At 45.2% G+C, this 14,877-nt stretch carries 14 protein-coding genes; 8 read left to right on the top strand and 6 right to left on the bottom strand.

Annotated elements, in window-relative coordinates; translation table 11 throughout:
• Positions 1 to 31: 31 nt before the first annotated feature.
• Together AABA11_RS11085 and AABA11_RS11080 are read right to left on the bottom strand one after the other, a co-directional pair.
• Complete coding sequence (locus tag AABA11_RS11085; RefSeq protein ID WP_338267902.1) at positions 32 to 2,155, bottom strand: TRAP transporter permease; 2,124 nt, start codon at positions 2,153 to 2,155, stop codon at positions 32 to 34.
• 94 nt (positions 2,156 to 2,249) lie between these two features.
• Entirely contained in the window at positions 2,250 to 3,278 is a 1,029-nt protein-coding gene (locus AABA11_RS11080; RefSeq protein WP_338267900.1) for a TAXI family TRAP transporter solute-binding subunit, read from the bottom strand.
• 280 nt (positions 3,279 to 3,558) lie between these two features.
• On the opposite strand from AABA11_RS11080, the gene AABA11_RS11075 reads away from it, so the two are divergent.
• The 4 genes from AABA11_RS11075 to AABA11_RS11060 all read left to right on the top strand — a co-directional run bounded on the left by AABA11_RS11075 (position 3,559) and on the right by AABA11_RS11060 (position 7,743).
• Complete coding sequence (locus AABA11_RS11075; protein WP_338267898.1) at positions 3,559 to 4,191, top strand: HAD family hydrolase; 633 nt, start codon at positions 3,559 to 3,561, stop codon at positions 4,189 to 4,191.
• Between the two features lie 51 nt (positions 4,192 to 4,242).
• Complete coding sequence (locus AABA11_RS11070) at positions 4,243 to 5,007, top strand: class I SAM-dependent methyltransferase (protein WP_338267896.1); 765 nt, start codon at positions 4,243 to 4,245, stop codon at positions 5,005 to 5,007.
• A 98-nt stretch (positions 5,008 to 5,105) separates the two neighbouring features.
• The gene (gene acs / locus AABA11_RS11065) at positions 5,106 to 7,064 is read left to right on the top strand and encodes an acetate--CoA ligase (protein WP_338267894.1); all 1,959 of its coding nucleotides are present in this window, start codon (positions 5,106 to 5,108) and stop codon (positions 7,062 to 7,064) included.
• Positions 7,065 to 7,092: 28 nt separating this feature from the next.
• Positions 7,093 to 7,743 (top strand): LuxR C-terminal-related transcriptional regulator, encoded by a 651-nt coding sequence (locus AABA11_RS11060; RefSeq protein ID WP_338267892.1) that lies wholly within the window; start codon positions 7,093 to 7,095, stop codon positions 7,741 to 7,743.
• Position 7,744: 1 nt separating this feature from the next.
• Here the strand turns inward: AABA11_RS11060 and yidD are convergent, their stop codons facing one another.
• Positions 7,745 to 7,996 (bottom strand): membrane protein insertion efficiency factor YidD, encoded by a 252-nt coding sequence (yidD, locus tag AABA11_RS11055; RefSeq protein WP_265729712.1) that lies wholly within the window; start codon positions 7,994 to 7,996, stop codon positions 7,745 to 7,747.
• A 101-nt stretch (positions 7,997 to 8,097) separates the two neighbouring features.
• Here yidD and AABA11_RS11050 point away from each other — a divergent pair, with 101 nt between their 5' ends.
• The 3 genes from AABA11_RS11050 to AABA11_RS11040 are packed head-to-tail and all read left to right on the top strand — an operon-like array spanning position 8,098 to position 11,905.
• Positions 8,098 to 8,970, top strand: coding sequence for a prephenate dehydratase (locus tag AABA11_RS11050; protein WP_265729713.1), 873 nt, complete (start codon positions 8,098 to 8,100; stop codon positions 8,968 to 8,970).
• The gene (locus AABA11_RS11045; protein ID WP_338267887.1) at positions 8,967 to 10,985 is read left to right on the top strand and encodes a TonB-dependent receptor plug domain-containing protein; all 2,019 of its coding nucleotides are present in this window, start codon (positions 8,967 to 8,969) and stop codon (positions 10,983 to 10,985) included. Before AABA11_RS11050 ends, AABA11_RS11045 begins: the two co-directional genes overlap by 4 nt.
• Before the next feature lie 35 nt (positions 10,986 to 11,020).
• The gene (locus AABA11_RS11040) at positions 11,021 to 11,905 is read left to right on the top strand and encodes a hypothetical protein (protein WP_338267884.1); all 885 of its coding nucleotides are present in this window, start codon (positions 11,021 to 11,023) and stop codon (positions 11,903 to 11,905) included.
• On the opposite strand, the gene AABA11_RS11035 is transcribed toward AABA11_RS11040, so the two are convergent.
• Positions 11,906 to 12,667, bottom strand: coding sequence for an alpha/beta fold hydrolase (locus AABA11_RS11035; RefSeq protein ID WP_338267882.1), 762 nt, complete (start codon positions 12,665 to 12,667; stop codon positions 11,906 to 11,908).
• An 84-nt stretch (positions 12,668 to 12,751) separates the two neighbouring features.
• Between AABA11_RS11035 and AABA11_RS11030 the strand changes: the two genes are divergently transcribed.
• Complete coding sequence (locus AABA11_RS11030; RefSeq protein ID WP_338267880.1) at positions 12,752 to 13,369, top strand: CDP-alcohol phosphatidyltransferase family protein; 618 nt, start codon at positions 12,752 to 12,754, stop codon at positions 13,367 to 13,369.
• A gap of 7 nt (positions 13,370 to 13,376) precedes the next feature.
• Here the strand turns inward: AABA11_RS11030 and yfaE are convergent, their stop codons facing one another.
• Together yfaE and nrdB are read right to left on the bottom strand one after the other, a co-directional pair.
• Positions 13,377 to 13,673 (bottom strand): class I ribonucleotide reductase maintenance protein YfaE, encoded by a 297-nt coding sequence (gene yfaE / locus AABA11_RS11025; RefSeq protein WP_338267877.1) that lies wholly within the window; start codon positions 13,671 to 13,673, stop codon positions 13,377 to 13,379.
• Positions 13,657 to 14,790 (bottom strand): class Ia ribonucleoside-diphosphate reductase subunit beta, encoded by a 1,134-nt coding sequence (nrdB, locus tag AABA11_RS11020; RefSeq protein ID WP_338267875.1) that lies wholly within the window; start codon positions 14,788 to 14,790, stop codon positions 13,657 to 13,659. The genes yfaE and nrdB overlap by 17 nt, the downstream gene beginning before the upstream one ends.
• Positions 14,791 to 14,877: the final 87 nt, after the last annotated feature.

Here is a 14,877-nt window from a genome sequence, read left to right as displayed (position 1 = left end):
GTGTCTTTATTAGTGCTTTATCAGAATGCTTTTATAGGCTCTTTTTGTAGGACTTATTACCCTTAATAAAGACCGCCAAGAACAATACCAAACCAACACATTCAATCCACAAATCAAGGTTGGGCCACAGCATCATAGTGGATGCTATTAGCAGTACGAGACGAGTCGGAATAGACACTTTGTCTTCCAGATAGCCTTCCATTGCCCCAACTAGTGCATACATTCCAAAGATGGCAAAGAACGAAAGACGCAGGAGTGTTTCGGTATCGCCACCGATCAAAGGCGTGTAGGCCATTAATAATGGCACTATGTACAAGCCTTTCGCCAATTTCCACGCCGTCATGCCCGTTAGCATTGGCGGTGTTTTGGCAATAGCAGCGGCCGCAAACGCGGTTAAACACACGGGTGGTGTGACGTTACTGTCTTGGGACAACCAAAAGATGATCATGTGTGCAGTGACCAAAATCATCGCCACGCTTTGAGCGCCCAATGCCTGATCCATTAACATGCCTTTAAAGTCATTAGGAACTTGCGCTAATAAGGCTTGAGCTTGTTCCATCGGCATGCCTTGCGCCAAGGTGGCGATGGCAGAAGGGTCCACCAACATGAAAATGGCGCTAGCGGCTTCAGGTAAACTGCCGGAAGACATCATTTCCAAAAGCTGGCTTTCAGCAATCAGATTAAACAATGCGGGAGCAGACAATGTGCCTAATACAATATAAGACGCCGTGACAGGCAATCCCATCCCCAAAATTAACGACGCGATGGCCACTAAAATAATGGTGAAGAACAGGCTTCCGCCAGCCCAATTGGTGATCAATAATGAGAAAGTGTTACCCACTCCAGTGGTGCTGATGACGTTAACCACTAAACCAATTCCGACCAGTAAAACGGCAGTAGTTGACATGTTTTTGGCACCTTGTGCCATCGCATCAAGAATTTTCGCAGGGCCCATTCGGTGCTTGCGGGAAAGGAATGACGCCGCTATTACCGCCAAGATGCTTATGCCAGCAGCGTAAGTCGGTGTAAAACCTTGCACCAATAAAGTGACTAGCACGGTTAGCGGAACAATGTGATGCCAGCCGTCTTTCAGCACTTGTGACATATTCACGGCGTCATCACTTTCTGTCGCGATGACTTTGCTGCGCTTAGCCTCAACTCGGACGAAAAAGCCGACAGACAAGAAGTACAAAAGCGCAGGAATCGCGGCCACACTGATGATGGTAACGTAAGATACTTGAGTGTAAGACGCCATGATAAACGCGCCAGCCCCCATGACTGGCGGCATGAGCTGTCCACCCGTTGACGCGGCGGCTTCTACACCTGCCGCAAAACGTGCAGGAAAGCCGGCTTTGCGCATTAATGGGATGGTAATAACGCCAGTAGAAACGGTGTTAGCAACCGAAGAGCCAGATACCGAGCCCATAAGACCTGATCCCAATACGGCCACAAAGCCTGGCCCACCAATCATTTTGCTGGCGAGAGAGCGAGACAAATCAATAATGAAGTCACCCGCCCCAGATTTCACTAAAAAGGCACCGAATAAAATGAACATGAAGACAAAGCTCCATGAGATTCGGGAAATAGAGCCAAACATGCCGTCGGTACTAAAGAAGCTGCGGTACAGCAGCGTTTCCATGCTTAATCCAGGGAAGTTAAACATGCCGCCAAGCCAGCTTCCCCATAATACAACGTAGGTCAATGCGACGACGATCAGAAAGGGGATAAACCAACCGCTAGTGCGACGGATAAGCTCTAATGATAACAACACGGCAATGCTGGAGACGATCCAATCGGCCGTATTAAATGTGACGCCTCTGGCGTAAAGGGCATCTTCGAAAAAAATGATGTACAGCACCATGCCGATCAAAGCCAATACGATGGCACTGTCAAAAAACATGGCTATTTTGCTATTCTGCCAGGTTGGATGGGCAGGAATAAGCAGGGCGCATAAGGCTCCGAATCCAGCAAAGTGAAAAGCAGATACCCAGAGTTCCGGCAATGTTGCTATGGTGTTGATGTAAATATGAGCAACAGCTAAAAATATAGAAATGGTAAACACCAAACGATTTAACCAAGTCCCGGTACGGTATTTGGTTTCAAAATCATCAAGGTTTACCTCTTTAGAGGCGGTGGGTTGCGACGAAGCAGTCATAGACAAGCTACCTTAAATGCGTACAAAAACAAGTTGTGCAAAGAAAGAGAGGCGCGCCGTACAAGGTACGGCGCGTTGACACCGTTTTGCGGTGTTATTTTGCGATCAATCGAGCCGGAATGTTAATACCGCGTTCACGGTAGTAACGTGCTGCACCTGGATGAAGTGGCACAGGAAGGCCTGCAATGGCTTTTTCGATAGACATGACAGACGTTGCTTTATGAATCGCACTTAGATAAGACAAGTTTTCATATAAGGACTTAGTCAACTCATACACATCGTCTTCCGATAGGTCAGCACGAGCGGCTAGGAAGTTAGGCTGAGCGACGGTGTTGATGTCTTTTGTTTGGCCTGGGTAAGTGTTTGCTGGAATCACATAACGTGTCCATAAATCATAGCTGCCATTGGCTTCTTTGATTTGTTGGTCAGTAAAGTCCAGAACTTTCACTTTATCGCCCATGGACGCATAGAGTCTTGTGACGGCACTTACTGGAACACCAGCTGGAGTATTCATACCATCAATGTTGCCGTTTTGCATGGCATCGGCGCTTGCACCGTAACCCATATAAGCCAAAGCGAATTTGTCTGGATCAATGTTTAGGCCTTTAAGCTGCTGACGACCAGAACCTTCTGTGCCTGAGTTTTTGGTACCAATGGAGAATTTGTGATTCGTACCTTCGATATCTTTTAGATCCGCAACCGTACCCGTTTTGGCAAGATCGGACTTTAGAACAAAGTGTTCTACGTTTTGCCACAGCATGGAAACAGAGCGCAGCTCAGTTTGTTTGCCTGAGCTTTCAAATGGGCCTTCGCCGTCCCATGCCCATGCACCATATAAGCCTTGTAGAATGGCAAATTGAGCTTGGTTCTCGCGGAGCAATTTGATGTTTTCACCGGACCCTGCAGAGCTAATCGCAGACACGGATAAACCGAATTTTGGCTCCAGCTTCACTTTACTCAGTGTCGCAATGGCAACACCAACGGGATAATACGTTCCCCCAGTGGATGCTGTTGCTAGAATGTAATTGCGGTTGTCCGCCGCAGAGGCGCCTGTTGCTGACAACGCAATTGCTGCAGCAGTAGCACTAGAAAGAATGGCTTTAGTAACGAATCCCAATTTCATATTATTTTTCTCCTATTGGTGGGGTTGGTTAAATTAATCTATAGCGATTATCGTGCCAAAGATATAACTTATTGAAAATTAATGATTTTATTTTTAGTCTGTTTCTATTCTTACTTTTTTACATACTTTTGCGCAAATTATTGCTTATTGTTGACGTTTCTTTGTCGGCAAAAAATTGCTTATGATGTAAGCGAGTAAAAATACCGTTTAACATGCTATTTTGTCACTTCTCTTTTTTTGTGTGAGCAAAATATTGCCGATGGTTCAAAGTGAGAAAATAATGAAGCAAGAACAAGTAATTCGTGTTGTACTGTTTGATCTAGGCAATGTGCTGGTGGATTTGGGTGATGTTTCTGAAATGCATGCTATGTTGAATACGCATGGTGAAGAATCCGATGTGTGGCTGAAATGGTTACAATCACCGTCTGTCGCGGCCTTTGATTCGGGCAATATTTCGTTTGATCAATTTGCAGAAGACTTGTTAACAGAAGTGGGCAGTAATGCCGACAAAGCGCTTTTTAAAACGACGTTTAAATCATGGCCAAAAGGCTTGTTTGCTGGAGCATTGGCTTTAGTCGATGCTGTGAAGCCTGAGTACCATCGTGCAATTTTGTCGAATACGAACGCGGCGCATTGGCCAAGGCTCATGGACGAAATGGGGTTGGCGGGGAAGTTTCACAGTTATTATGCGTCTCATCAAGTGGGGTTTGTTAAGCCTGACGAAGCCATTTACCTTCATGTTATTCGTAGCTTGTGTGTTGCGCCTGAGCAGATTCTTTTTATTGATGATAATCAGGTTAATATCGATACGGCGTTGTCATTAGGCATGAAGGCGCATCGGGTAAAGGGTGTTGAGCAGGCTCGTCAGGTGCTCGATCAATATGGGGTGTTGTTATCCAGTGAGCTTGGTTGAAACAATGATGTTGGATGATTTGAAGCCTTTCATGACGTTGTTGAGGTGAAAATGCAATTGGAATTAGAGGTTTCTATGCGCACGTTTGATGGACAATCTTCGATTAGTTATTCCCGAACTCGACCCATGTATCCGGCCGAGTTGTATTATTGGTTGTCTCAACAAGTGCCTTCTTCCAGTGTTGTATGGGATTGTGCATGCGGTACTGGCCAAGCATCCGTTGATCTTGCTGCGTATTTCGACCGTGTTGAGGCGTCTGATATCAGCGAATCGCAAGTGACGGCGGCAACGCCTCATCGCAAGGTGAATTATCAGGTGTTTCCAGCGGAAAAAACACTTTACCCCGATCATTATTTTGATGTGGTGTGTGTGGCGCATGCCCTGCATTGGTTTGATTTAGATGCGTTTTGGGCAGAACTGAGACGAGTGCTAAAACCGGGGGGGATTTTTGTTTGTTGGGGCTATAACTGGTTGCAAGTTGGCGATGCCGAAGACAAAGCCATTGCCGAAACCGTGCTGCCTCATCTTGCGCCTTATTGGCCTCCGCAGAGTCGCTTGTTGTGGAATCAGTACCGTGACATTGAGTTTCCATTAGAACTTATTGACGTGCCGCAGTTTGAATTAAATTGTCATTGGTCTGTCACGCAAACATTGGATTTTATCCGAACGTGGTCAGCTTCTCAGTTGCGAATACAGGAGCACGGCGATGATTTTTTATTGAATGCGTCGCCAATTATCCGAGAAGCGTGGTCCGAGCCAACAAAAAAACAGCAAATACATCTGCCATTTTTTGTAAAGGCCGGACGGTTTTCCTAAGGTCTTTTTGTCATAAGACTAAAGTGGAATAGATTGGCAAGTCTGTCAGGTTATAGTAGTTCAGCATCCGAATAACAAATTTAACAATGGAGCGGGTTATGAAGTCATTATATAGCGCAACCTCAAATGAGGCGGCAAAAAATGCCAATGTGAGTCAAGCAGAATTTGAAAAACGCTATCAAGAATCGATTGAAAACCCAGATGCGTTTTGGGGCGAGGTTGGTAAGCGTTTGGATTGGACTAAACCTTACACCAAAGTCAAAAACACCTCATTTAAACGTGGCGAAGTCAGCATTAAATGGTTTGAAGATGGCGAATTGAACGTTGCTTACAACTGTATCGATCGTCATTTGGCAACGTCCGCTGACAAAGTCGCTTACTATTGCGAAGGTGACAAAGAAAGCGATGAAAAAGTCGCGATCACCTACCAAACCCTGCATGACGAAGTGGCACGTTTAGCCAACCTTTTAAAACGTAAAGGCATCAAAAAAGGCGATCGTGTCGCTATTTACATGCCAATGATTCCGCAAGCCGTTTACAGTATGCTGGCTTGTGCTCGCATCGGCGCTATTCATTCTGTTATTTTCGGTGGGTTTTCTGCTCACGCTATCGCGGATCGTTTGAACGATTGTGAAGTGAAGCTGGTGATTACCGCAGACGAAGGTCGTCGTGCGGGAAACACTATTCCGCTGAAACACAATGTTGATATGGCGTTAGATAACAATGCGTGTCCATCGGTTGAATCCGTTGTTGTGTATCGTTACACCCAAAAAGACGTGCCTTGGTTTGAAGGGCGTGATTTGAATTGGGCTGCAGAAGTGGCCAATGAAAGCACGCAATGTCCAGCAGAGCCAATGAACGCAGAAGATCCACTGTTTATTCTTTACACTTCTGGTTCAACAGGCAAACCAAAAGGTGTGGTGCATACCACGGGTGGGTATTTGGTTTACGCTTCCCTGACTCACGAGTTGGTGTTTGATCTTAAAGCCGATGATGTTTACTGGTGTGCCGCTGACGTGGGCTGGATTACAGGCCACAGTTACATGGTTTATGGTCCGTTGGCGAATGGTGCCACGAGTATTTTGTTTGAAGGCGTGCCAACGTACCCAGATTCAGGTCGCATTGGCCGCGTAGTTGATAAATTTGGTGTGACGCTTTTGTATACCGCACCAACGGCTATTCGAGCGCTAATGGCTAAGGGTGATGAAGCAACACGATCCAGTAAGCGAGACACTTTGCGAATTTTGGGCAGTGTGGGTGAGCCAATTAACCCAGAAGCATGGTCTTGGTATTACAGTGAAATTGGTAACTCTTCTTGCCCTATTGTCGACACTTGGTGGCAAACCGAGACTGGTGGCATGATGATGACACCACGAATTGTGCAAGGTGATGTTAAACCTGGTTCTTGTACAGGGCCGTTGTTTGGTGTTCAGCCCGCCTTGGTTGACGCTCAGGGCGTCTTGCAAGACGCTCAAGGAGTGTTAGTAGAAGGTGGTTTGGTTATTACGGATTCTTGGCCGGGTCAGGCAAGAACTGTGTATGGCGACCACGAGCGCTTCGAGCAAACCTACTTTAGTACTTTTGATGGCATGTATTTCACGGGTGACGGTGCTTCCCGCGATGCGGATGGCCATTACTGGATTACTGGCCGAATGGACGATGTTTTAAACGTGTCTGGCCATCGATTGGGCACAGCAGAAATCGAAAGCGCTTTGGTGGCTCACCCTTCGGTGGCAGAGGCGGCTATTGTGGGTTATCCGCACGACATAAAAGGGCAAGGGATTTATGTCTATGTTAGTGCGGTGGCTGGGGTGACCCCAGATGAAGAATTAACCAAGTCGTTGAAGCAGTTTGTTCGTCAAGAAATTGGGCCGATCGCAACACCAGATCTGATTCAGTGGGCAAGCAAAGGCTTACCAAAAACGCGCTCAGGTAAAATCATGCGCCGTATTTTGCGTAAAATTGCCGCCAACGAACATGATCAGCTTGGTGACACAAGTACATTAGCAGATCCAAGTGTGGTTGATGATTTAATCGAAAACCGTTTAAATGTGTGATCGCTCACACAGTTTAAAAGGATAGGCAGTGATTTCACTTGTTATCGCGGATGATCATCCTCTGTTCCGTAGTGCGCTTAGCGGCGCATTACGGGCTGAAATACAGGGAATTGCCATAGTCGAATCCCATGATTTGGATTCGACTTTGCAGTGTTTAGGGCACTTGGAAGATCTTGATTTGCTCTTGCTGGATTTGAACATGCCTGGCAGTGGTGATCTTTATGGTTTGATTCGGATTCGTAAAGACTTTCCAGATGTGCCAGTGGCAGTCATTTCGGGCAGTGAAGACAGCGAGATGGTGGCCAAGGTTATTGATGCTGGTGCGCTGGGTTTTATTCCCAAAACCAGTGAGCCTGCGACCTACGTTCAAGCCATTCACGCTATTTTGGCTGGGGATATTTGGCTACCTGACGATCTTCGTCAGTTGGTCGCAGACCATCCTAAGCCAGACCTTTCTATGCAAAATAAAGTCGCCGAATTAACGCCTCAACAATATAAGGTGTTGTGCTATTTGCATGAAGGTTTGCTGAATAAGCAAATTGCGTATGAGCTGTCTATTTCTGAGGCCACGGTCAAAGCGCATATCACCGCTATCTTTCGCAAACTTGGAATTAACAATAGAACGCAGGCCGTGTTAGTTGCGAGTGATTTGAAATTACAAATGACCGCAGCTTCTTAGTCTAATGATGTGGATCTTGTGTTTTGTCTTGTGTGCATGAACAAGGTGGAACGGGATCCATTCCGCCTTCGTGCCATGGGTGGCATTTCAACAACCTTTTCCCCCCTAAATACACCCCTTTAACAATGCCAAATCGTTCGATTGCTTGGATCATGTAGTGGGAACAGCTAGGGTAAAAACGACAATTGTTTCCCAGTAATGGGCTGAGTAAATATTGATAGCCTTTTACGAGCAAAATGAACGCTTTTTTCATGATTTCTTGTCTGTTTGACGTGCAGGTTAGTGTCATTTTTATGTAAATAATGACGCCTATTTGTTAATGTTAGCGAAATATACCACAGAAACGATGCCACTATGCCAGATCAACACTTAACTCTTGATGCAATGCAGGTCGTTGCTTACCAAGGTGAACCGGGTGCGTATTCGCATCTTGCTTGTAAACACACTTTTCCTGACTGGAGCAGTGTTCATTGCGCCACCTTTGCCGATGCTTTGCATATGGTTGAACGGGGCGATGCTTATTACGCGATGATTCCTGTAGAAAATTCAACGGCGGGACGTGTAGAAGAAATTTACAGAGAATTAAAACGAACTCAGTTGTATGTGGTAAAAGAGCATTTTGAGCCCGTTAACCATTGTTTGATCGCCAGGCATTCTATGGGCTTGGAACAGATTACTCGAATCGGTAGCCATCCTCAGGCACTGGCGCAATGCGATAATAATATCAAAGCGCTGGGGGCGAAAAGTCAGGCCATGTATGACACGGCCGGAGCTGCAAAGCACATTGCTGAGTTTGATGAACCTGGTTTGGCGGTTATTTCGTCAGAATTGGCGGCCGAACTTTATGGGTTAAAGGTACTGAAAACGTATTTTAATGACTCTGTGGGGAATACAACTCGATTTTTGGTGTTTGCTCGCCAACAAAAGATGCCTGTTCTTGAAGAAGGCAGCGTTTATATTACGTCTTTTATGTTCCGTGTTCGCAATATTCCGGCCGCTTTGTATAAGGCAATGGGCGGTTTTGCGACGCAGGGAATAAATATGCTTAAGTTAGAAAGTTACATGGTGAATGGGAATTTCACTGCGACGCAGTTTTATGTTGACGTGGAGGCGCATTTTCAATCAGCGGCGATGCAATCGGCACTGGAAGAATTGCGTTTTTTTTCGGAAGAAGTACGAATATTAGGGACTTATTTGGCTGATGGGTACAGGTTGAAGTCTCTATGATACGTTGGGTTTGTTTGGTGTTCTCTGTGTCGTTTAGTTCGGTTGCGTTGGCTGAATTAGACAGCCTGTCTGCGTTTTCAGGGGCAGAGTTGGACACTTACGATGGTTTTTTTGACAGTATTCCGATGGTGGTTACGCCGTCTAAGATTGCTCAGCCTAGGGTGGATGTGTCTTCTACCTTGTCGGTTTTGGATGGGGAGTTTATCCGTCGGTTGAATATGCAGTATGTCGAAGATTTACTGCAGTTTGTCCCTGGTTTTGCGGTGTTTCCTTATAAAGCGTCCAGTCAAAAAATTGTGTCTTACCACGGTACGCAATTAGAAGAGTATCGTCGTATTCAAGTGTTAGTGAATGGCCGTTCGGTTTACAGTGCTGGTAAAGCGCGTGTTGAATGGACATCTTTGCCTTTGAATATTGAAGATGTGGCGAGGGTTGAAGTCAATCGAGGCCCCAATGCCGCCAGTTATGGTATCAACTCCTTTTTTGCGGTGGTGAATATTATCACTCGATCCCCGTTAGAAACCTTAGGAGACAGTATCTCGGCTTATTCTGGTTCTCGTGGTGATTATCGGTTGTATGGTCAGCACAGTGGCTTGAATGGCGATTGGAGTTATCGTGCATCTGCGTCTACCAATAATGTGCACGGCTTTGATACCGATGTGAATGGGGATGATCGCCATGACGGACATGGTTCCACTATGGGGAACGTTTTTATTCAGAAAGAAACGTACAACAGTTTTTTTGATTTGGACATCGGTGCGAGTCATTTAAAGGCCAATACAGACCCTGAAGTCTATAGCGACGATTACCCTTCTTACGATATAAATGACCCTGTACGAGAAACGGATCGTGAGCATATCAAGCTGAGTTACAGTAAGCAGGTTTCGTCTGACCATGAAATAAAAGTTCAGTACTACTATGATCGTTCTGATCAAACTGAAAACCACGATGTCACGTTAACCTCTACTTTTTACAATTACTTTTTTACCGCTCGTGACAGTGGTGTTGAATATGATTCTGACGCTGACTATTCCTATGTGGTGGATTTGGTTGAAACGCGACAAGACATAGAAGTTCAAAGTACTTGGGAAGCCTCAAAAGATTTGCGTGTGATCTCAGCACTTGGGTATCGTTTGGACGAAGCGGAGTCTGAGCATTACTTTTCCGGTGAGGTCAGTGATGAAATATTTCGTATTTCTTCTAACATTGAGTATCGGATGGGGGACAGTTGGGTATTAAACACGGGAGCGATGTTAGAGCATACCCAAATGGGAGGAACCTTTCTTTCACCGAAACTGGGCCTGACTTACAAGTTATCAGAGAGAGAGTCTATTCGCTTTAATGCATCAAAGGCGGTGCGTACGCCGGATTTGTCCGACCAGTTTTTTAAATGGCACTATGTTTTATCTTCTAGCGAAAGTTCCTATACAACTTATGCTGATGAAGGCGAAAGTGAAGAAAAAATCACGTCTTATGAAATGGGCTATTATCATTATTGGCCGACTCAGGGCTTGTCATTGGATGTCAAGTTGTACCGTGACGATGTTAGCGACATGGTATTAAGCCGAAAATATTTTTCTAGCGGTGGCTCTGATGCCGCGTTAGAGGAGGGTGTGACTGAAGATGTGATTATCACTGGAGCGGAACTTGAATTAGATTGGCGTTTTCGTTCTGGCGCAATGACACGTTTCACCTATGCTTATCAAGATACCCAAACTGAGAATAAACGGTTATTGGATTCAACGTCTCCTGTGATGACGTCGTTTTTCGCAAGTCTACCATTAACAGAGCAATGGTTTATTAATGGCTATTATTGGTATGGTGAGGCGTTAAACAGCCGAGACTATGAGTTTTTGAATGCGTGGGTATCTTGTAAATTATCGTTGGGCGGCTACTCCAAAGCGACAATGGGGTTGGGAGTGGAAACACGTTTGGATGGTAATGCTTTGGTAAATAGGCACAATAACTTGGATGAAGACACGTTTTACTATGTCTTCTCCAATATCACTTTCTAATTTGGACTAATGGAAGCGTGAAAAGGATTTTTTCGATGGTTCTGCTGTTGGTTGCAATGAATGCACCTGCGGCGATTTATGTGGTTCACAATACTGAAGAAAGCTCGGTACGATCTCTAACGTTCCAGCTTTCTAAATTGTTGCCCATGGATACCGTGATTGCTCCTGTTCGTCAGTCGGTCTTTTTACAAAACGTTGCATCATTAAAAGAAAGCGATTTGGTGGTAACTATTGGGGACGAAAGCTTTCGTCAAGTCTGTTCGGTGACATCAAAAGGCGCCGTGGTTGCGGTGTTTATCGGTAAAGAAGAATATCTTAATATTCAGCCGCAATGTGATGTGCCTAATAGCGCCGTGTTCTCTGGCGCCCCCATAGAAAAGCGTTTGTCATTGCTAGAGGGGGTTTGGTTTGACCGTAAGCCTTTGGCAGTACTGTACAGTGATAACCTTTTAATTGATCAGCAAGACATGGAAAAACAAGCGGCCATGCACGGGTTCGAGTTCCGTTTTCTAAAAACGGATGTGGATCGCTTGTCGGTTTTAAAGGCGGTGAACTTTATTTTGGAAGGATCTACCATGATTTTTTCATTGGTGGATACCGAGCTTTATAAAGAGGGTAATGCGCAAGATATCTTGAAACTGCTGTTCCATAAACGGCAGGTGATGATAGGCCCTTCGTTTGCCTTTGTCCGGGCTGGCTCTCTGTTCGCCATCTATTCTGATAGTGACGTTAAGTTAGATGCGGTTGCAGGGCACATTGTTTCTTGGTTGTCTGGTGAGGGGGTATTAGCCCCTGCCTACCCAAACAAGCTCAGAGTAAGTTTTAACCCTTATCTCATTAAGTCACATGGTATTGTGTTGCCTTCTTCATCCTACCTAAAAGACAAATATGGCCTTTGCTCCGACGCGCAATGTGACTGATTATTGCAAAAAACGTCTGACTAAACCGGTAAATGGTACTGGTTTTTCGGCGTGCAGCCAGTGACCTGTTCCCGGGATGATTTTGACGCTTGCTTGTTTAAAGATACTCAGAATAGCGTCTTGGTAGTCGGTGATGATGTAGTCCGAATGCTCGCCTTTAATAAACAGTGTCGGAATATTGATGGTCGCTTTAATGATCGGCTTTTTTAAAATGGTTTCGTAGCTTTTGGCAATGTTGTTTACAGACAGGGTAAGCGCATAGCCTTGGTCTGATCTTACTAAGTTTTTCAATAAAAACTGTCGAACGGGAATGCTGCTTTCGTAGTCAGATAGTATGCTATCGGCTTCTTTTCTGGAATGTAATTCTGTCTGTTCTAGTTTGCTTAAGCCCGCCAAGATGTCTGTGTGGCTTGCCGAGTAATCAACTGGCGCAATGTCGGCCACGACCAGTTTTGTTATTTGTTCTGCAGTAGCCATCGCGGCCATTTGCATGGCCACTTTTCCGCCCATGGAATGGCCAAGCAAATAGTAGGTATCAATACCTTGTTCAGTTGCCCAATCAAGAATCGCTTGCGCCATTTTAGGGTAGGTAGCGTCAGGCATGCTGTCTGATCGCCCATGGTTGGGAAGGTCTACGCAGTAAACTGTAAAATGTTCTGCCAAGCTTTGGGCAATAGAGTGCCAGTTGTCGGCATTACCGAATAAACCATGAATAACAATAAGATTTGGTCCAGATGAACCATATTGTTTTGCGTGAATCATATAAACCTTAGCGTTCAAAAAGAGTATTGTTCGTATTGTAACAAGTCTTTGAAACGTTCGTCTTTATAGAATTGGGTTGTTTAAATGTTAGATACATTTTTTATTAAGAGTTTAAAGCAGCCACTGCGTTTGACGGCAATAGCGATAGATAAATTGGGTGTAAAAGCCAATTGGATTACGCTGTTTGGCTTCGTAGTTGGCATGATGGTAATACCCGCACTGTACTTTGGTGACACGTCTTTGGCGTTGGCGTTCGTGGTTATCAACCGGCTAATGGACGGGTTAGATGGCGCGGTTGCCAGAGTGCAAGGGCCCACCGACCTAGGGGGGTATTTGGACATTACTTTGGATTTTATTTTCTATTCGGCGGTCATCTTTGGTTTTGCTTTAATGGATCCGGCCGAGAATGCGTTGGCAGCCAGCTTTTTGATTTTTGCATTTATGGGAACGGGGAGCAGCTTTTTGGCATTCGCTATCATGGCTGAAAAGCGGAATATTGAGCGCTTGGAGTATGGTCGTAAATCTCTGTATTTCTTAGGCGGTTTAACGGAAGGGACGGAAACGATTGTCTTTTTACTGTTGATTTGTGCCTTTCCACATGGCTTTTCAATATTGGCGTATGTATTTGCTGCGATGTGCTGGATAACAACGGCAACACGAATTTACGCGGGTTACCGTACGTTAGGCGGCGATGTTCGTTAATCGAGGGTCAGTCGAAAAAGGCGATTTCAATGTCGCTTTTTACGATGGCGCAGCAGGCTAATAAATAGCCGCTTTGCACCCAAGCAAGTGGCTCAAACGGATAACTGACGTTTCCCCATAAAAGCTTGATAGAACAAGAAGAGCAGTAACCTTCACGACACTGATATTCGACGTGAATACCCGCTCGTTCAAGTTGTACTAACAAAGGTTCATCTTCTGTCACCAGAATTTGTTTTTTACCTAATAGTACGCGGTGTACTTGCTCTGCTTTATCGCTTGTAGCGGTTTTAGAGATCGAAGTCATCGAAGTCTGAATCGTCTAAGCTGTTGTCTGTTTGGCCAACCAGATAGGAGCTGATTTCGGCTTCTTGTGGTGCCACTTGAACGTTATCACTGACCAACCAAGCGTTGATCCAAGGGATTGGGTTGTGCTTCGTGGCAAAGTGAGCGTCAAGGCCAACGGCTTGCATGCGAACATTCGTGATGTACTCCACATACTGGCCTAGAATTTGGGCGTTAAGACCAATCATGGAGCCGTCTTTAAACAAATACGTCGCCCATTCTTTTTCCTGCTCAGCCGCTTCAATGAAGATCTGACGTACTTCGTCTTGGCATTCTGCTGCGATGATTGCCATTTCTGGGTCGTCTTTCCCTGAGGCCATCAGGTTTAGCATGTGTTGTGTGCCAGTTAGATGTAATGCTTCATCGCGAGCAATCAATTTAATGATTTTTGCGTTACCTTCCATCAGTGTGCGCTCTGCAAAGGCAAAACTACAAGCAAAGCTGACGTAGAAGCGAATGGCTTCCAACACGTTAACAGAGGCAATGGTGAGATAAAGGGCTTTCTTTAGCTTAGGCATGGATATTTCAATGTTGCCTTTGCCCGGAATGGCGAACGTACCCATGCCCATGGTGTTGTAGATGTTTACCATTTCAATCAGACGATCGTAGTAGATTGAGACGCTGTCTGCGCGCTTGGTGATTTCTTCGTTCGTCACAATGTCATCAAAGATCTTAGTCGGATCGTTCACAATGTTACGAATAATATGCGTATAAGAGCGGCTGTGAATGGTTTCACTGAAAGACCAGGTTTCGATCCATGTTTCTAATTCAGGAAGCGATACGATGGGCAAGAGCGCAACGTTTGGAGATCGACCTTGAACACTGTCTAATAGAGTCTGGTACTTCAAGTTGCTTAGAAAAATGTGTTGCTCATGGGCTTCTAGGCGTTGAAAGTCTTTGCGGTCGGTTGAAAGATCCACTTCCTCTGGACGCCAGAAGAACGACAATTGTTTTTCTATGAGTTTTTCGAAGATGGGATGCTTTTGCTGATCATAGCGAGCAACGTTGACATTTTCACCAAAGAACATTGGTTCTTTTGTACTATCGAACTGTTTGCGGTTAAAAGTCGAGTAACTCATGTCTCAGGGTATTCCTCAAAAGCGAAAAGCATGGTTAATCGTATAAACATGCCTTAGTTATTAATAGATAGTGTATTCGTTAAAGCA

It is taken from the genome of Marinomonas pontica, from assembly GCF_036322735.1.
In the GTDB taxonomy this organism is placed as follows: domain Bacteria; phylum Pseudomonadota; class Gammaproteobacteria; order Pseudomonadales; family Marinomonadaceae; genus Marinomonas; species Marinomonas pontica.
Note: the sequence above shows the minus strand (reverse complement) of the source record. Positions and strands in the feature narration are given on the sequence as shown.